Genomic DNA, 15,911 nt, shown 5'->3' with positions numbered 1-15,911 from the left:
TTGCGAGTTTGCACACAATAAGAGCCATTCTGCGTTAATGTATCGGCTTAAGGTGGAGTTTTAGGGATAACAGGCTTAAATCGGTCTTTAAGTGCGGAATGATTGCGTAAGTGATAAAAAGTCCGTCAGATCGTTTTTACAGGAAAATATACCCAATAGGTTTCAAGATGCGGTAAAGCGGCAAGGGAGAGCACCCTGATGAGCTTATAGGGTAAGTGATTCGGATGACAAATCTGCTGGGAGCAGATTTAAATGCTGCTTGCAGAGGTCAGGTCGAGTAATGAGAGTTGCCAATACACCTGCAATTTGGAAGATGGCAGGTATAAAATTAATTAGGAGTACGCGTGCCACGATACCCTATTTTGTGTTTTTTGTGCGTATTGCTCGCCACACCTCTTGCCTACGCTGCCAATGTGCGGTTGCAGGTCGAAGGTCTTAGCGGGGATTTAGAGAGAAACGTCAGGGCGCGTTTATCAACAATTGGTACGGATGAAGTGACGTCCGATGGCCGTTTCCGCTCAAGGGTGGATGACGCCATTCGTCAGGGGCTACGCGCGTTAGGTTATTACGACCCCACCATCACCTTTGATTTGCAGCCGCGCCCGGCACCTGCACGTTCCGTTTTAATTGCCAAAGTGATTCCTGGTGAACCGGTTTTGATTGCTGGTGTTGATATTGTGCTGCAAGGTGGGGCGAAAACTGATCCTGATTATCTATCACTGGTACGCCGCGATACCCCTAAAATTGGCTCAGTCCTCAATCATGGTGATTTTGATAATTTCAAAAGTTCACTGACGGGCTTAGCGTTACGCCGTGGTTATTTTGACGCCAATATGATCAAAAGCCAGTTGGGCGTTGCCGCTGAGTTGCGCAAAGCTTTTTGGGATATTGATTTTGACAGTGGCGAGCGCTACCGGTTTGGTAAAGTTGCCTTCCAAGGCTCGCAAATCCGTGAAGATTTTCTGCAAAATTTGGTGCCCTTTCATGAAGGTGAGTTTTATACCTCTGATGAACTGGCCGAATTGAACCGCCGTCTGGCTGCGACTAACTGGTTTAACTCGGTGGTGGTTTCACCGGATTTTCGCGACGCGAGAAAAACCAAAGTCCTGCCACTGGATGCGGTCGTCACTCCACGTACTGAAAATACGGTTGAATTGGGGGGCGGTTATGCGACCGATGTCGGTCCACGTCTGACGGCCAGTTGGCGTAAGCCGTGGATGAACTCCTACGGGCATAGTCTAACCACCAGTACTACACTTTCCGCGCCCGAACAGACGCTGGATTTCAGCTATCGAATCCCACTGTTAAAAAACCCGCTGGAACAGTATTACCTGCTACAGGGTGGGTTCAAACGCACCGATCTGAATGATACAAAATCTGACACCACCACCCTGAACGTTGCCCGTTTCTGGGATCTGTCCAGTGGTTGGAAACGTTCAGTTAACCTGCGTTGGAGTTTGGATCACTTTACTCAAGGTAGTGTCACCGATACCACCATGTTGCTGTATCCGGGGGTGAACATCAGCCGTACCCGTCAGCGCGGCGGCGCTATGCCGGTGTGGGGGGATAGTCAGAATTATTCTATTGATGTGTCTGATACCACATGGGGGTCAGATGTCGATTTCGCCATATTCCAGGCGCAAAACGTGTGGATTCGTACTTTGGGTGAGAAGAACCGTTTTGTCGTTCGGGGTAACTTAGGCTGGATTGAAACCAATGATTTCGACCGGGTACCGCCGTCACTGCGCTTCTTCGCCGGTGGGGATCGCAGTATTCGTGGCTATAAATTCCGTGATATTTCCCCACGCGATAGCGAAGGTAAATTAACCGGTGCCTCTAAACTGGCAACCGGTACGCTTGAGTATCAATATAACGTTACCGGAAGATGGTGGGGGGCTGTATTCGTCGATTCGGGTGAAGCGGTTAACGATATTCGCAAGAGCGATTTCAAAACTGGCGCCGGGGTTGGGGTCCGTTGGGCTTCTCCGGTCGGTCCGATCAAGCTAGACATCGCCAAACCTATTGGTGACAACGAAGCACGTGGCGTGCAATTTTATATCGGTTTGGGGCCTGAACTATGATGTTGGTAAAGGGAGGGAGGTGGATAAAGAGACTCAGTATCGCATTTCTGCTCATTATCCTGCTGCTGGTCGGGGCTTTGGCGGGTTTGTTAGGCACCACCAGTGGTCTACATTTTGTGATAAACAGCGCCGCACGTTGGGTTCCCGGGCTGGATATCGCCAGTGTCAGTGGGGGGTGGCGTGACCTCACCTTAAAAGGCATTCAATATCAAATGCCGGGTGTCACTGTTAAAGCAGGGCAGTTCCATCTTTCATTACAGCTCTCTTGTCTAAAACGCAGTGAGTTGTGCATTAATGCCCTGACGGCACAAGATATTGATGTGGTGGTGGATACCAACGCCATGCCGCCTGCGGCCCCTGCTCCTGCCAGTAGTGAACCGATGGGGGAACTTAGTACTCCGTACCCCATTACATTGCGTATGCTGTCGCTGAATAATGTCAAAGTCACTATTGATGACACCGCGATTTCACTGGATGAATTCCGCACTGGAGCACATTGGCAACAGCGCGCACTGGCACTAATGCCGACCAAAATCAGTGGGTTATTGATAGCTTTACCAAAAACGGTGCCAGCGATGGTGCCGGATGCGGCTAAACCTGCGGTTGAAACGGCTATCGCGGTAAAAGAAGCGGTTGAGCAACAGGCAGCCGCGCCATCAGAGCAGGAAGCTCCGCTAGGTGAAACGTTAAAAGCGCTGTTTGCTAAACCGTTACTGCCAGAATTGCCGGACTTCCGCTTGCCGCTGGATTTACAGATTAAAGAGATCTCAGGGCAACAACTCCGGCTTACAGGTGATACCGACGTACTTATCAGTAGTCTTTTGCTGCAAGCCAGCACGCAACAAAACCAAATAACACTGGATAAGCTGGAGATTAAATCGCCACAGGGTGGGCTGTCAGCACAGGGTGACGCCACGCTGGCCGATAAGTGGCCAGTGAGTATGGTCATCAATAGTGCGCTGAACATTGAGCCGTTGAAAGGCGAAAAAGTAAAATTAACTGTCGGTGGTGCGCTGCGCGAAAAACTCAACGTGGCACTCAATCTGTCAGGCCCGGTGAGCGCGCAACTGGATGCAGAAACTGCGCTGGCACAGGCTGGTTTGCCACTGGCGTTAACTCTACAAAGCAAGCAACTGCGTTGGCCGTTGAGTGGCGAACCGCAATATCAAATTGATAATCTTCGAATGCGCCTCAATGGGCAGGCGACAGATTACGCACTCTCGATCCGTTCTGATTTTAAAGGCACTGACCTGCCACCGGCAGTGTTCACTCTTGACGGTAAAGGGAGTGTTGAGCAATTCAATCTGACCCGTTTACGTCTGGCGGCATTGCAAGGTAACACTGACCTGACTGGCGTAGTGGATTGGAGTAAAGCAATCAGTTGGAACTCGGTATTAACCTTATCGGGTATTAACACTGCGAAGCAGTGGCCGGAGTGGCCAGCAAAACTGGATGGTAGAATTGTCACCCGTGGCAGTATCCACGGTGGTAGTTGGCAATTACAAGTACCGGAGCTGGTACTGGACGGGAATGTGAAACAAAACCGTGTGACGGCCCGTGGCTCCCTGACAGGGAATGCGGCAGGCCAGTGGCATATTCCGGGCATTAATCTGGCATTGGGCCGTAATAGGCTAGATGTGAGAGGTAACCTTAGTGACACCTGGCAGCTCGATGCCACTGTGGATGCGCCACAACTTGATGGTGCGTTACCGGGATTGGGAGGCGTGATGAAAGGGGCGCTGAAATTGCGCGGCAACCTTACAGCACCACAACTGTTAGTGGACCTCACCGCCAGCCGCCTGCAATGGCAGGAACTGACCATTAACCGGGTTAAGATTGATGGCGACGTTCGCTCCACGGATCAGATTCAGGGTCAATTGGCCGTTAGGGTTGAGCAACTCAAGCAAGCGGAGTTGGTTGTAAGTTTATTGACGCTAGATGCCCGGGGTAGCGAAAAACAGCATCAGGTGCGCCTGAATATACAAGGGGAACCCGTTTCCGGTCAGTTGGCGCTGGATGGGAGCTTCGATCGCCAACAACAACGTTGGCGCGGTTCGCTTAATAACACGCGTTTCGATACGCCGGTAGGTGAATGGCGTTTAAGCCGTGCGATGGCATTGGATTACCAAAATAGCCAACAGCGGGTCACCATCGGACCCCACTGTTGGCTTAACCCAAATGCAGAACTTTGTGTTCCTCGGGCCATTGAAGCTGGCCCTAGTGGGCAGGCGAGTGTGGTGCTTAATCGCTTTGATTTAGCGATGATAAAACCATTCCTTGGGCCGGATACCACCATGAGTGGCGTGTTCACTGGCCGGGCCGATGTCAGTTGGACGGCCGGTGGTAACCTGCCAGATGTACGGGTATCGCTCAGTGGCAATGGGGTTAAAGTGCAGCAAATGGTGCAAGGGAACCCGCTACCGATTGCTTTTGAAACGCTGAATCTCAATGGTGGCCTAACCAATGGGCAAGTGCGGGCTGATTGGTTGATTAAACTGGTGAATAACGGCCAGTTCTCCGGGCAGGTACAGGTTGCTGATCCACAAGGGCGGCGCAATTTGTCCGGTAATATTGCTATCAGTAATATTTCTTTGGCAATGATTAACCCGATACTGAGTGATGGTGAAAAAGCCGCTGGTACATTAAACGCCAATCTGCGTTTAGGGGGGAATGCGAAGAGCCCGCTAGTCTTTGGTCGTTTGGCGCTGGATAATGTCGATGTTGATGGTAGCTGGATGCCATTTGATATTACCGAAGGGCGTCTGGTGATGAACTTCGACGGTATGACCTCAACGTTGGAGGGGTTAATTCGGACTTCTCAAGGGCAGCTCAATCTCTCCGGTGATGCCGATTGGCGTGATATCAATGCCTGGCGTGCCCGAATCGCCGCAAAAGGCAATAAGTTACGGGTCACGGTTCCACCGATGGTGCGGATTGATGTTTCACCGGACATTGTTTTTGAAGCGACACCGCAGTTATTCACCCTCAATGGTTCGGTCGATATTCCATGGGCGCGGATAACGGTGCAGGAAGTGCCGGAAAATGCGGTGGGTGTCTCATCAGATGAAGTGATGCTCAATAACGATCTGAAACCTATCTCCCCACGGACGGCCAGTATTCCAATCAACAGTAATCTGGTGATTCGGGTAGGTAATGATGTGCGTCTGAATGCATTTGGTTTGAAAGCCCGTTTGCAAGGTAATTTGAAAATGATCCAGGATCAGCGCGGGTTGGGCTTGAACGGGCAAATTAATATTCCGTCGGGTAGCTTCCGTGCTTATGGTCAGGATTTAATCGTCAATAAAGGGATATTGCTGTTCTCCGGCCCGCCGGATCAGCCGCTACTCAATATTGAAGCGATACGAAATCCAGATGCTACGGCAGACGGTGTTACTGCTGGTGTGCGGGTTACCGGGATGGCTGATGCTCCACGGCTAGAAGTATTCTCGGATCCGGCTATGTCACAGCAGGAGGCGTTATCATACCTGTTGCGTGGTCAGGGGTTGAGTAATTCGGGGGCCGACAGTGGCATGATGACCTCAATGCTTATTGGCATGGGGGTTGCGCAGAGCGGTAAACTTGTGGGTAAAATCGGCGAGGCATTTGGTGTCAGTAACCTGGCACTGGATACGCAGGGAGTCGGTGATAGCTCACAAGTCGTGGTAAGTGGTTATGTCACTAAAGATCTGCAAGTAAAATACGGTGTGGGTATATTTGACTCGCTGGCGACGTTAACATTACGTTATCGATTGATGCCAAGGTTGTATCTGGAAGCGGTGTCTGGTATTGATCAGGCATTAGATGTGCTTTATCAGTTTGAGTTCTAACCATGCGAATTATTGTCTACGGTAGTTTACGGCGCAAGCAAGGTAATAGTCATTGGATGACGGACGCCCAGTGGTTGGGTGAACATGACCTTGCAGGCTTTGATATGTACAACTTAGGTCATTATCCGGCGGTTATCCCCGGAGACGGCACTGTGCATTGTGAGGTTTATCGGATTAACTCATCTATTATGAATGAGTTAGATGAACTTAAAAGTAATACTAAGGATTACCGGCGCGAGCTGATTCAGACGCCTTATGGTAGCGCGTGGATATACCTTTATCGCTTACCGCTCGAAGGTGTGCCACGTATCTACAGTGGCGATTGGCTAAAACGCCATGAAGAGAGCGACAAGCCGTAAAATTAAGCTGTTATTAGCAAAAAAAAACACCGCTCACAAGGCGGTGTTTTTACTTTTCGCGCTTAAAGCATCCTCAAGAGGCGCTTTTTGGCATGCGAAACGGGAAATTACTTCTTCGCACGTTCGAAAGAGGCCAGGATCTCGGCTTTAGCTGCGGCGGCGTCTTCCCAACCATCCACTTTCACCCACTTGCCTGTTTCCAAGTCTTTGTAATGTTCAAAGAAATGTTTGATCTGAGCTTTCAGCAGTTCTGGCAGATCATTTACATCTTTAACGTGGTCGTATTCTTTGGTCAGTTTGCTGTGTGGAACCGCAACCAGCTTGGCATCTTCGCCCGCTTCGTCAGTCATTTTTAACACGCCAACCGGACGGCAACGAATCACGGAACCTGGTTGCAACGGATACGGTGTTGGCACTAGCACATCAACCGGGTCGCCATCTAATGACAGGGTGTTGTTGATATAACCATAGTTACATGGATAGAACATGGCAGTAGACATGAAGCGGTCTACAAACAGCGAGCCAGTCTCTTTATCGATTTCATATTTGATCGGATCCGCATTCGCAGGGATTTCGATCACTACATAGATATCTTCTGGCAGGTCTTTACCTGCGGGTACTTGGTTCAAGCTCATGTCGGTTTCCTTTTATCAAACCAGAAATGGAGTGCTGGCTATTATAGCCAACTCTTTTGTGAATTCCCGCCCTTTTCACTGTCAGATAGCGGTGAGATTGCCTGAGTGAGGGCCATTTCAGTGAGATAAAATCCCGTCATTCGCTAAATGTATCTATTTTGAGCTGTTTTTCCGGTGAGAGTTCAAGCTGACATCTGTATAGCCGATAACTTAATCAAACAATAAGACCGTCCGCTGTAATGCTAACGCTTTGTAATCTTAACCATTTGCACATAACCGGAAAAAAACCGATGTTAAAAAAGATTACCATTAAGAATGGGCTTATTGCCCAGCTAAGCTTTATGTCGTTGATTTTATTAGTTGTCAGTGTTATCGGGATTAATTCAATTCAGGAAAGTTCGCGCTCGTTGCAAATCATAAATCAAATCCAGGGGGAGGAACTGGGATCTCTATCTAATAGCTTTAATGCCACGTTAAGCGCCAGAACTGAAGCAGCTCTGGCGATCCATCAGTTAGAAATTGGTCTGATTGAGGAATCGTTACAAACGGCAAAACAGGCTGAAGGTTCACTGGCATTATCGCAAAAAGAGATGGCACGTTTTGTCAGTGCGGTATCTGACCGGGGAGACGGGCAGGGATTGGCGATAAATATCCAGAAAAGTTATAAAAATTATATTGATAAGGGCGTAATACCGATGTTGACCGCGATCAAGGCGGGATATGCTGACGAGTATTACGCTGTATTGGAAAAGAGTATTACCGACATTAGTAAAGCCTTTAACAATGATGTCACTGCCTTTCGCAGCTATGCACTGGATGCTGGTCAATTGCAAATCGCCAATGCAAATAATGCCGCCAAAATTAAACTGACGATCATTGTAGCTGCTGGGGTGATCACGTTGATCTCTGCGGTACTGGCATGGTTTGCGCTCAAATACATTATTTTGCAGCCGTTGGTGCAATCAATTCATCAGTTGGAATATATAGCTGCTGGTGATTTAACTCACAGTATCAATAGTGAGGGCAACACTGAATTGGCCCGATTGGCAAAGGCGTTACAGACGATGCAGCAATCGCTGGTGGCGTCAGTGAGTAATGTACGGGATGTGGGTGGGCAGATTGGTATTGGCTCGCGGGAATTAGCTGCCGGTAACAGTCATTTGGCTGAACGTACAGAGGAGTCGGCGTCTTCTTTGGAACAGACTGCGGCCAGCATGGAGCAGTTGACCTCAACCGTAAAAATGAATGCTGAAAACTCGGATCAGGCTAATCGTTTGGCGATGAGTGTATCGGATATTGCCAATAAGGGCAGTGAGGCCGTGAGTCATGTGGTTGATAAGATGCAGGCAATTACCACCAGTTCGCGCCGTATCTCCGATATTATTGCCGTAATTGATGGTATTGCGTTTCAGACTAATATTCTGGCACTTAACGCTGCGGTTGAGGCCGCCAGAGCCGGTGAACAGGGGCGTGGTTTTGCTGTGGTCGCGGGTGAGGTACGTAATCTGGCACAACGCAGTGCGCAGTCGGCGAAAGAGATCAAAGATCTGATTGTTGAGTCGCAAAGTCGGGTGAAGGAGGGCGCAGACATGGCCGAATCGGCAGGGAAAACCATGCATGAGATCGCTGATGAAGTTAGCCGGGTAACGGCATTGATGCGTGAGATCTCAGCCGCAAGTTATGAACAAAGTAGCGGTATTGAGCAAGTGAATGTAGCTATTGCGCAAATGGATCAGGTTGCCCAGCAGAACGCCGCATTGGTTGAACAGGCCGCCGCGGCGACGCGATCATTAGAAGAGCAAGCCAATGCATTGTCAGCCAGTATGGCAGTGTTTAAATTGCACAATCATGAGTTGGCGGTTGGAGCATAAAAAAGCAGCGGCTTAGGGGCCGCTGCTCTCTTTTTTAACTGTATTTACCCAAATTACTTGGCTTCTTCATCCGGGAATTTGGCAATAAAACCTTCCGCATCTTCCACCATGGATTTGGTACCGACAAAGAAAGGTGCGCGCTGATGCAGTTTCTCTGGCACGATATCCAAAATGCGGTTCACCCCATCCGTCGCCTTACCACCGGCTTGTTCTGCCAAGAAGGCCATAGGGTTGCATTCGTACAGTAAACGCAGTTTCCCTTGTGGGTGGCTAGCGGTGCTTGGGTAAATATAAATACCGCCTTTCAATAAGTTACGATGGAAGTCGGCAACCAGTGAACCAATGTAGCGTGAGGTATACGGGCGCTGGGTGGCTTCATCTTGTTCCTGGCAGTACTTGATGTATTTCTTCACACCCAATGGGAATTTAATGTAGTTCCCTTCGTTGATGGAATACATGCAACCGGTTGCGGGATAACGCACTTTTTCGCCGGATAAACAGAAAACGCCCAGCGACGGATCATAAGTGAAAGTATGGACACCGTAACCTGTGGTATAGACCAGCATGGTTGAAGAACCGTAGACGACATAACCTGCGGCAACTTGTTTAGTGCCAGGTTGCAGGAAGTCAGCTTCGGTAATCGGAGTACCAAATGGGGTAATGCGGCGATAGATGGAGAAAATAGTACCGACGGATACATTCACATCGATATTTGAAGAACCATCCAGCGGATCCATCAGAACGACATATTTGGCATTTTCTGCCCGGCCACCATCAAAGATAACAATATCATCTTCTTCTTCGGAGGCGATACCGGCAACTTCGCCACGCGCTTTTAGGGCCGCTTTTAATTTTTCATTGGCAAACAAGTCCAGTTTCATCTGGTCTTCGCCCTGAATATTGGAAACACCGCTGGCACCTAAAATATCAACCAGACCTGCTTTGTTGATATCGCGATGAATAATCTTCGCGCCGAGTTTGATTGCTGAAAGTAATGCAGTTAATTCGCCGGTGGCGTGAGAGAAGTCTAGCTGTTTCTCAACGATGAATTCGCCTAACGTTTTCATGACTCAATCCCTGGATCTACGGTTAAATATCGATTTATTAACAAACAACACACCTGATGGCAGCAGTGTAGCCCAAAGGTGAGAATGATTCATAGGCAATTCCATTTCTTCTCTTTGATTCTGAGCGGTAGAATGGTTACAAACTCGAAGCTTATTAATACGGAAAATTTATGCGCATTCACATATTAGGTATCTGCGGCACTTTTATGGGCGGCCTGGCAATGCTGGCCCGCTCATTAGGTCATGAAGTGACAGGAGCGGATGCTAACGTGTATCCACCAATGAGCACGTTGCTGGAGAATCAAGGGATCGATTTAATTCAGGGATATGACCCAGCTCAACTGAGTCCCACCCCGGATTTAGTGATCATTGGTAATGCCATGAGCCGTGGTAACCCTTGTGTTGAAGCAGTATTAGAGCAAGGCATCCCTTATGTTTCCGGCCCACAATGGTTACATGACCATGTATTGCCAGAGCGCTGGGTATTAGCGGTGGCGGGTACACACGGAAAAACCACCACTGCGGGCATGGTGACCTGGATTCTGGAAGCCTGTGGTTATGAACCGGGATTCGTCATTGGCGGAGTGCCGGGTAATTTTGATGTATCAGCACGTTTAGGTAATAGCCCATTCTTTGTCATTGAAGCTGATGAATATGATTGCGCCTTCTTTGATAAGCGCTCTAAGTTTGTTCACTACAGCCCAAGAACGCTGGTTATGAATAACCTTGAGTTCGATCATGCGGATATTTTTGACGATCTGAAAGCTATCCAGAAGCAATTCCATCATCTGGTACGTTTAGTGCCAGGGAAAGGCAAAATCATCGTGCCGGATAATGATAATCACCTGAAGCAAGTGATGGCGATGGGCTGCTGGAGTGAGCAAGAGTTGGTCGGCGAAACTGGCAGTTGGTCGGCGCGCAAAGTATCAACCGATGCCAGTGTTTATGAAGTGTTTCTTGATAATAAATTAGTGGGTGAGGTCAGCTGGTCACTGGTGGGTGAACACAATATGCATAACGGTTTGATGGCGATCGCTGCCGCCCGTCATGTGGGGGTTTTACCCGCCGATGCTTGCAAGGCACTGGGTGATTTTATTAATGCTCGTCGCCGGCTGGAATTGCGGGGTGAAGCTCATGGTGTCACGGTTTATGATGATTTTGCTCACCATCCAACCGCTATTCTTGCCACTCTGGCGGCACTGCGCAGTAAAGTGGGTGGGACTGCGCGTATTTTGGCTGTTTTAGAGCCACGTTCTAACACCATGAAATTAGGGCTATGTAAAAATGAGTTAGCACCTTCATTAGGCCGTGCGGATGAAGTGTTCCTGTTCCAGCCGCAGCATATCCCTTGGCAGGTAGTGGAAGTGGCCGAAGCTTGTATTCAGCCTGCACATTGGAGTGCTGATATTGATGCGTTAGTCGATATGATCGTGAAAACAGCACAACCGGGTGATCACATTCTAGTGATGAGTAACGGTGGTTTTGGTGGGATTCATAACAAATTGCTGAGCGCTTTGGATAAAAAAGCGGAGCAAGAAGCTCTATCGCAGGATTAAGTCGGATAAAAAAAGCCCCCGCGATAGCGGGGGTAAAGGGTTCGTCGGATAGACGAGGGATTATTCGGATGTGGGCTGACTTCAGCCAATACCTTGTTGCAATCAATACTCTATTCAATAAGCTAAAAATTAGTATTTATCTTTATTTTCAGTCTATTGAATAAATCATCAAGATACGAAAGTATGCCCCTCTGAGCGGGGCATTTACTTTCACTGCTGGCGCTTAATCTTATTTGTAAATCTTAGCTGTGGCGTGCCAACCATTGTCTTGATGCATACCAATGATTTTGTATGCCGTAGCGCCTTCACTATCAGCTTTTTTCGCGATGGCCTGCTCAATATCAGAAGGAGCACCGGTAATCGCGCTCACACTGACTGCGCCTAAATCAGTCATTTTGCTTGCTTGGGCGGCATTGATTGATTCCGCAGCAGATGCGCCGAAAGCAACAACAGAAAGTAAACTCAGGGCTGCCAGAGTAGTTTTGATTTTCATGATTTTTCCTTAATCAGATTCAACAATCCAAAAGTACTTTTAATGATTCTGGTACTTTTAGTTTATTGTTTTTACTGTTTATTTAATTTTTTTCAATTTGGGCTTCACGCCATTTTTGATCTATCTATCGCGAATTACTGGTAAATCTTGGCAGTGGCATGCCAGTTATTTTCTTCTCGCACTTCGATCACTTTGTAAGCTTTAGCGCCCATAGCATCAGCTTTATCAGACAGCGCCTGACGAATATCGGATGGTGCGCCGTTAAGGCCACTGACGGTAATGGTGCCCATTGGTTGTAATTTTGCAGCCTGATTCTCATTGATAGAATCTGCTGCAAAAACACCAAATGACAGTACAGAGAGAATGCTGGCGGTTGCGATGGTAGTTTTAATATTCATGTTATTGCCTCTATTTATTCTTTATCACTTCGCGTGAAGTGTGATTTACGTCACGAAAATGAGTATACATCTAGTAACTGAGAATATTAATAGCAAGCTAATAATATTTAAGGTCACTTTATCGTTAGTGACTACTTTTTAAGAACTAAAAGGAATAAAAAGTGATTAAAAAACAGCACGCTCAAGTAAAAACTTAATGTTTTCAATTGAATAAGCGTTTTTGACTAAAAGTGCGTTAGTCAGTGGTAGGTTTGACTGTAAGGGAGATATAAGCAGAATTATTTTGTGGCTTAGACCGAAATCAGTAGTTATATGCCCTGGTTAAAGGCTATGAAGGTATGATTAATCGGATAACGGTGACAGGGATACAGTGCGGCGCAGAAGGCCGCATCTATATACATCAGACATAAAGATGTGGAATTAAAGCTCTTGTTCGAATAGCCCAAGAATGGCTTCATGCAGTTGTTTAACCGTAAAACCTCTGGCAGGCGTTGTGAAAATGGTATCGTCACCAGCAATACTGCCTAAGATCCCTTCAGCCTTACCTAATGAATCCAGCAGGCGGGCGATCAGCTGTGCCGCACCAGGGCTGGTATTAATCACAACGACTGAATCATTATAATCGACATCCAAGACCAGATTTTTTAGTGGGCTACTGGTTGTTGGCACCCCCAATTCTGCGGGTAAGCAGTAAACCATCTCCATTTTGGCATTACGCGTTCTAACCGCACCGAATTTGGTTAGCATACGTGAAACTTTGGATTGGTTGATATTTTCGAAGCCTTCTTCCTGCAAGGCCAAAACGATCTCACCTTGAGAACTGAATTTCTCTTCTTTCAATAACGCTTTAAACGCTTTGATAAGATCTTCTTGTTTTGCGGGATTACGCATTTTCTATGCCTTGATCAGTCAATAGTGAATAGGATTATTATGCATATAAATGAATTTTTATTCAACATGACTATGGAGTATTGGTGATAAAAGCACTGATATCAAGGTGTGGTGAAATTTTCATATCATCTTACTGTTACGATTATGCTAAATCAGTTTTTATCAACATTCGGCGTGAGTAACTAAAATGTTATTAAAATGATGTTGTTCTGATGTAACGGAAGGGTGTAATGTAACCGCCGATTAACCTGTCATGAATACTTCAGTAAATTTTAGAATAATGTGCGCTATATCATTAATGAATAAGCGATTTACTCTAAAATGCATACGTCTTATGCGCCTTTTTGATGCGTGATATCTCAATCTGACTGTTAATAGATTGTGTTTAAAATCACAATAAATTAAGGTGCCTAAATAGATGAATTCACGGCAAATTTAAATTAAATATAAAAAGGAGTATAGGATGAAAGTTGCAGTTCTCGGTGCCGCTGGTGGTATCGGCCAGGCCCTCGCTCTTCTACTCAAGACCCAGCTTCCTTCAGGTTCAGACCTCTCATTATATGATATCGCGCCAGTGACTCCCGGTGTTGCGGTTGATCTGAGCCATATCCCGACCGCTGTTAATATTAAAGGCTTCAGCGGCGAAGATGCTACCCCAGCCCTTAAAGGGGCCGATATTGTTCTGATTTCTGCGGGTGTTGCACGTAAACCAGGCATGGATCGTTCAGATCTGTTCAATGTTAATGCTGGCATCGTCCGTAATCTGGTTGAGCAAATCGCGCGTACTTGCCCGAAAGCATTAATCGGTATCATTACCAACCCAGTTAACACGACAGTAGCGATCGCCGCAGAGGTACTGAAAAAAGCCGGTGTTTACGACAAGAATAAATTATTTGGCATTACGACACTGGATACCATTCGCTCTAATACCTTTGTTGCTGAACTGAAAGGTAAGCAACCTCAAGATATCGAAGTGCCGGTTATCGGTGGCCACTCTGGTGTTACCATTTTGCCATTGTTGTCACAAATTCCAGGCATTAGCTTTACCGAGCAAGAAGTGGCTGACCTGACTAAACGTATCCAGAATGCGGGTACTGAAGTTGTTGAAGCAAAAGCCGGTGGCGGGTCAGCGACTCTATCGATGGGGCAGGCTGCGGCACGTTTTGGTCTTTCTCTGGTTCGTGCTCTGCAAGGCGAAAGCAATGTTGTTGAATGTTCTTACGTTGAAGGCGACGGTAAATATGCCCGTTTCTTTGCTCAGCCAATCCTGTTAGGTAAAGAGGGTGTTGCTGAACGTAAAGACATTGGCAAACTGAGTGCGTTTGAACAGCAAGCGCTAGAAAGCATGCTTGATGTATTGCACAAAGATATTGAGTTGGGCGAGCAGTTCGTCAATAACAAGTAGTAGCAGGGGCTTAAAGCTGCCCCTGAGATAATATTATCAACCGCCGAAGCTATGCATCGGCGGTTTTTTTATGCCCGAAGAATAGCCGGCCGTATCCTCACTTTTCGGTCAAGAAGAACCCCTGTTTTCGGATCAAAATAGCGTGTTGGCCAAATTTCGGAAGGATGAATCTCTAAACATTCGGCAATCAACCATTCCCCTTTTGGCCAAGGGCGAGTTAACGCATTGGCAAGAGTGGAGGAACTTAACCCTGCCTCACGAGAGAGGGCGGCTAAAGTTGTGCCTTTTTTACGTAGTGCGGCAATGATGTCTGCTGGGTGCCAATCAGATTTCCTTAAAATCATCTTTAATCCTTTTTTTTTCTAAGCAGCTGACGTGTTAGTGATATAAATAACAGTACATTGTTAATCGTACTGTGAACAGAAAGTGACCATTTAGAAAGATCATACCATTTATTTTCTAAAAGATTTTAAATGTTTTCTAAATATTCCTTTTTTGTGTCGCAACGCATATTAGGAAGCAACACCATGAAAAAAGAGTGGTTTGCCGCTAAGGAACTGGCAGGTCTTGAGGGATTACCCTCATCACCACAAGGCATTAACCTCATGGCGAAACGTGAGGGGTGGGAACAGCGCCGTCGTCGTGGCGTTCAAGGGAAGGCGGTGGAGTATCATGTTGAAAGTTTACCTTCCACCATACTGAATTCATTACATTTAAGAGAAGAGCCGGCACAGTATACGCCAGTACGGCAAGACCCATTAGCCCTATGGATAGAGGCTTACTATCGTTTTACGGAGGCTGAACGGGAGCAGGTTATTACCTTTATTTTTCGTGAAGGAGCTAAAAGCCTGATCGAGCAATTGAGAATCGATTAAGCCCGCCAGATGTGCACTTTGTGCCAGGAACTTGCTACAGCAGCTCATTGATAGAGAATGGATATGAAAAAACAATGGATTACCGCTGCTGAGCTTATTGGTATTGGCGGGTTGCCTAAAACGCCTGCAGGGGTTAATGGTCGAGCCAGAAAGGAAGGTTGGGAACGAAGACGTAAACTTGGGGTGCAGGGAAAGGCGGTAGAATACGCTATCGAGGGGCTACCATCTGATGTACTGAGTGTTTTACGCTTGAAAGAAACCCCCGCGGAATATGTTGTGCAGCGCAATGACCCATTGGCTATATGGATTGAAGCTTACAATCAACTCACTGATGCTGAGCGCTCGCGAGCTATTGCATTTTTGCTGCGGGAAGGGGTAGGAACACTGATGAAACGTTTGGATTAATAGCAAAAAAGATAAACCCGGGCGGCAAAGCGCGGGTTTCTTAATGGT

The 15,911-nt window shown here is 47.2% G+C and carries 14 protein-coding genes; 8 read left to right on the top strand and 6 right to left on the bottom strand.

Annotation, left to right across the window (positions count from 1 at the left end; all coding sequences use genetic code 11):
- The first annotated feature begins 344 nt into the window (after nt 1-344).
- From tamA to V1952_RS00805, 3 genes are read left to right on the top strand one after another with little or no spacing between them, the layout of a single operon-like run.
- A complete protein-coding gene (gene tamA / locus V1952_RS00815) occupies nt 345-2,081 on the top strand; it encodes an autotransporter assembly complex protein TamA (protein ID WP_102970484.1) in 1,737 nt (578 codons plus the stop codon).
- Nucleotides 2,081-5,908 (top strand): autotransporter assembly complex protein TamB, encoded by a 3,828-nt coding sequence (gene tamB, locus V1952_RS00810; protein ID WP_420074211.1) that lies wholly within the window; start codon nt 2,081-2,083, stop codon nt 5,906-5,908. Before tamA ends, tamB begins: the two co-directional genes overlap by 1 nt.
- A 2-nt stretch (nt 5,909-5,910) precedes the next feature.
- Nucleotides 5,911-6,267: a gamma-glutamylcyclotransferase family protein gene (locus V1952_RS00805; protein WP_372557835.1), complete on the top strand. Its 357-nt coding sequence runs from the start codon at nt 5,911-5,913 to the stop codon at nt 6,265-6,267.
- 107 nt (nt 6,268-6,374) lie between these two features.
- Here V1952_RS00805 and ppa read toward each other — a convergent pair whose 3' ends face one another.
- Nucleotides 6,375-6,902: an inorganic diphosphatase gene (gene ppa, locus V1952_RS00800; RefSeq protein WP_083160937.1), complete on the bottom strand. Its 528-nt coding sequence runs from the start codon at nt 6,900-6,902 to the stop codon at nt 6,375-6,377.
- 290 nt (nt 6,903-7,192) lie between these two features.
- On the opposite strand from ppa, the gene V1952_RS00795 reads away from it, so the two are divergent.
- Nucleotides 7,193-8,773, top strand: a complete 1,581-nt coding sequence (locus tag V1952_RS00795; RefSeq protein WP_420070715.1) for a methyl-accepting chemotaxis protein — start codon at nt 7,193-7,195, stop codon at nt 8,771-8,773.
- A gap of 53 nt (nt 8,774-8,826) precedes the next feature.
- Here V1952_RS00795 and fbp read toward each other — a convergent pair whose 3' ends face one another.
- Nucleotides 8,827-9,840 (bottom strand): class 1 fructose-bisphosphatase, encoded by a 1,014-nt coding sequence (gene fbp, locus V1952_RS00790; protein ID WP_004875434.1) that lies wholly within the window; start codon nt 9,838-9,840, stop codon nt 8,827-8,829.
- Between the two features lie 170 nt (nt 9,841-10,010).
- Between fbp and mpl the strand changes: the two genes are divergently transcribed.
- A complete protein-coding gene (gene mpl, locus V1952_RS00785; protein ID WP_372557837.1) occupies nt 10,011-11,396 on the top strand; it encodes a UDP-N-acetylmuramate:L-alanyl-gamma-D-glutamyl-meso-diaminopimelate ligase in 1,386 nt (461 codons plus the stop codon).
- 229 nt (nt 11,397-11,625) lie between these two features.
- Here the strand turns inward: mpl and V1952_RS00780 are convergent, their stop codons facing one another.
- The 3 genes from V1952_RS00780 to argR all read right to left on the bottom strand — a co-directional run bounded on the left by V1952_RS00780 (nt 11,626) and on the right by argR (nt 13,178).
- Nucleotides 11,626-11,889, bottom strand: a complete 264-nt coding sequence (locus V1952_RS00780; protein WP_083160931.1) for a YdgH/BhsA/McbA-like domain containing protein — start codon at nt 11,887-11,889, stop codon at nt 11,626-11,628.
- Between the two features lie 134 nt (nt 11,890-12,023).
- Nucleotides 12,024-12,287 carry a peroxide/acid stress response protein YhcN gene (yhcN, locus tag V1952_RS00775; protein WP_372557838.1) on the bottom strand — a complete coding sequence of 88 codons (264 nt, stop codon included), beginning with the start codon at nt 12,285-12,287 and terminating at the stop codon, nt 12,024-12,026.
- Nucleotides 12,288-12,707: 420 nt separating this feature from the next.
- Entirely contained in the window at nt 12,708-13,178 is a 471-nt protein-coding gene (gene argR, locus V1952_RS00770; RefSeq protein ID WP_004707043.1) for a transcriptional regulator ArgR, read from the bottom strand.
- A gap of 463 nt (nt 13,179-13,641) precedes the next feature.
- Between argR and mdh the strand changes: the two genes are divergently transcribed.
- Nucleotides 13,642-14,583, top strand: a complete 942-nt coding sequence (mdh, locus tag V1952_RS00765; protein ID WP_083160927.1) for a malate dehydrogenase — start codon at nt 13,642-13,644, stop codon at nt 14,581-14,583.
- 68 nt (nt 14,584-14,651) lie between these two features.
- On the opposite strand, the gene V1952_RS00760 is transcribed toward mdh, so the two are convergent.
- Complete coding sequence (locus tag V1952_RS00760; protein ID WP_083160925.1) at nt 14,652-14,927, bottom strand: helix-turn-helix domain-containing protein; 276 nt, start codon at nt 14,925-14,927, stop codon at nt 14,652-14,654.
- 183 nt (nt 14,928-15,110) lie between these two features.
- Between V1952_RS00760 and V1952_RS00755 the strand changes: the two genes are divergently transcribed.
- Together V1952_RS00755 and V1952_RS00750 are read left to right on the top strand one after the other, a co-directional pair.
- Nucleotides 15,111-15,458: a DNA-binding protein gene (locus V1952_RS00755; protein WP_372559808.1), complete on the top strand. Its 348-nt coding sequence runs from the start codon at nt 15,111-15,113 to the stop codon at nt 15,456-15,458.
- Between the two features lie 63 nt (nt 15,459-15,521).
- The gene (locus tag V1952_RS00750; RefSeq protein WP_372557839.1) at nt 15,522-15,863 is read left to right on the top strand and encodes a DNA-binding protein; all 342 of its coding nucleotides are present in this window, start codon (nt 15,522-15,524) and stop codon (nt 15,861-15,863) included.
- Nucleotides 15,864-15,911: the final 48 nt, after the last annotated feature.

This window comes from Yersinia sp. 2542 StPb PI (genome assembly GCF_048593855.1).
GTDB lineage: Bacteria > Pseudomonadota > Gammaproteobacteria > Enterobacterales > Enterobacteriaceae > Yersinia > Yersinia enterocolitica_E.
Note: the sequence above shows the minus strand (reverse complement) of the source record. Positions and strands in the feature narration are given on the sequence as shown.

Bases quoted from the DNA above. Each gene is read 5' to 3' on its own strand.
- tamB (WP_420074211.1), top strand. From the start codon at position 2,081: ATGTTGGTAAAGGGAGGGAGGTGGATAAAGAGACTCAGTATCGCATTT.
- V1952_RS00805 (WP_372557835.1), top strand. From the start codon at position 5,911: ATGCGAATTATTGTCTACGGTAGTTTACGGCGCAAGCAAGGTAATAGT.
- ppa (WP_083160937.1), bottom strand. From the start codon at position 6,902: ATGAGCTTGAACCAAGTACCCGCAGGTAAAGACCTGCCAGAAGATATC.
- V1952_RS00795 (WP_420070715.1), top strand. From the start codon at position 7,193: ATGTTAAAAAAGATTACCATTAAGAATGGGCTTATTGCCCAGCTAAGC.
- fbp (WP_004875434.1), bottom strand. From the start codon at position 9,840: ATGAAAACGTTAGGCGAATTCATCGTTGAGAAACAGCTAGACTTCTCT.
- mpl (WP_372557837.1), top strand. From the start codon at position 10,011: ATGCGCATTCACATATTAGGTATCTGCGGCACTTTTATGGGCGGCCTG.
- V1952_RS00780 (WP_083160931.1), bottom strand. From the start codon at position 11,889: ATGAAAATCAAAACTACTCTGGCAGCCCTGAGTTTACTTTCTGTTGTT.
- yhcN (WP_372557838.1), bottom strand. From the start codon at position 12,287: ATGAATATTAAAACTACCATCGCAACCGCCAGCATTCTCTCTGTACTG.
- argR (WP_004707043.1), bottom strand. From the start codon at position 13,178: ATGCGTAATCCCGCAAAACAAGAAGATCTTATCAAAGCGTTTAAAGCG.
- mdh (WP_083160927.1), top strand. From the start codon at position 13,642: ATGAAAGTTGCAGTTCTCGGTGCCGCTGGTGGTATCGGCCAGGCCCTC.
- V1952_RS00760 (WP_083160925.1), bottom strand. From the start codon at position 14,927: ATGATTTTAAGGAAATCTGATTGGCACCCAGCAGACATCATTGCCGCA.
- V1952_RS00755 (WP_372559808.1), top strand. From the start codon at position 15,111: ATGAAAAAAGAGTGGTTTGCCGCTAAGGAACTGGCAGGTCTTGAGGGA.
- V1952_RS00750 (WP_372557839.1), top strand. From the start codon at position 15,522: ATGAAAAAACAATGGATTACCGCTGCTGAGCTTATTGGTATTGGCGGG.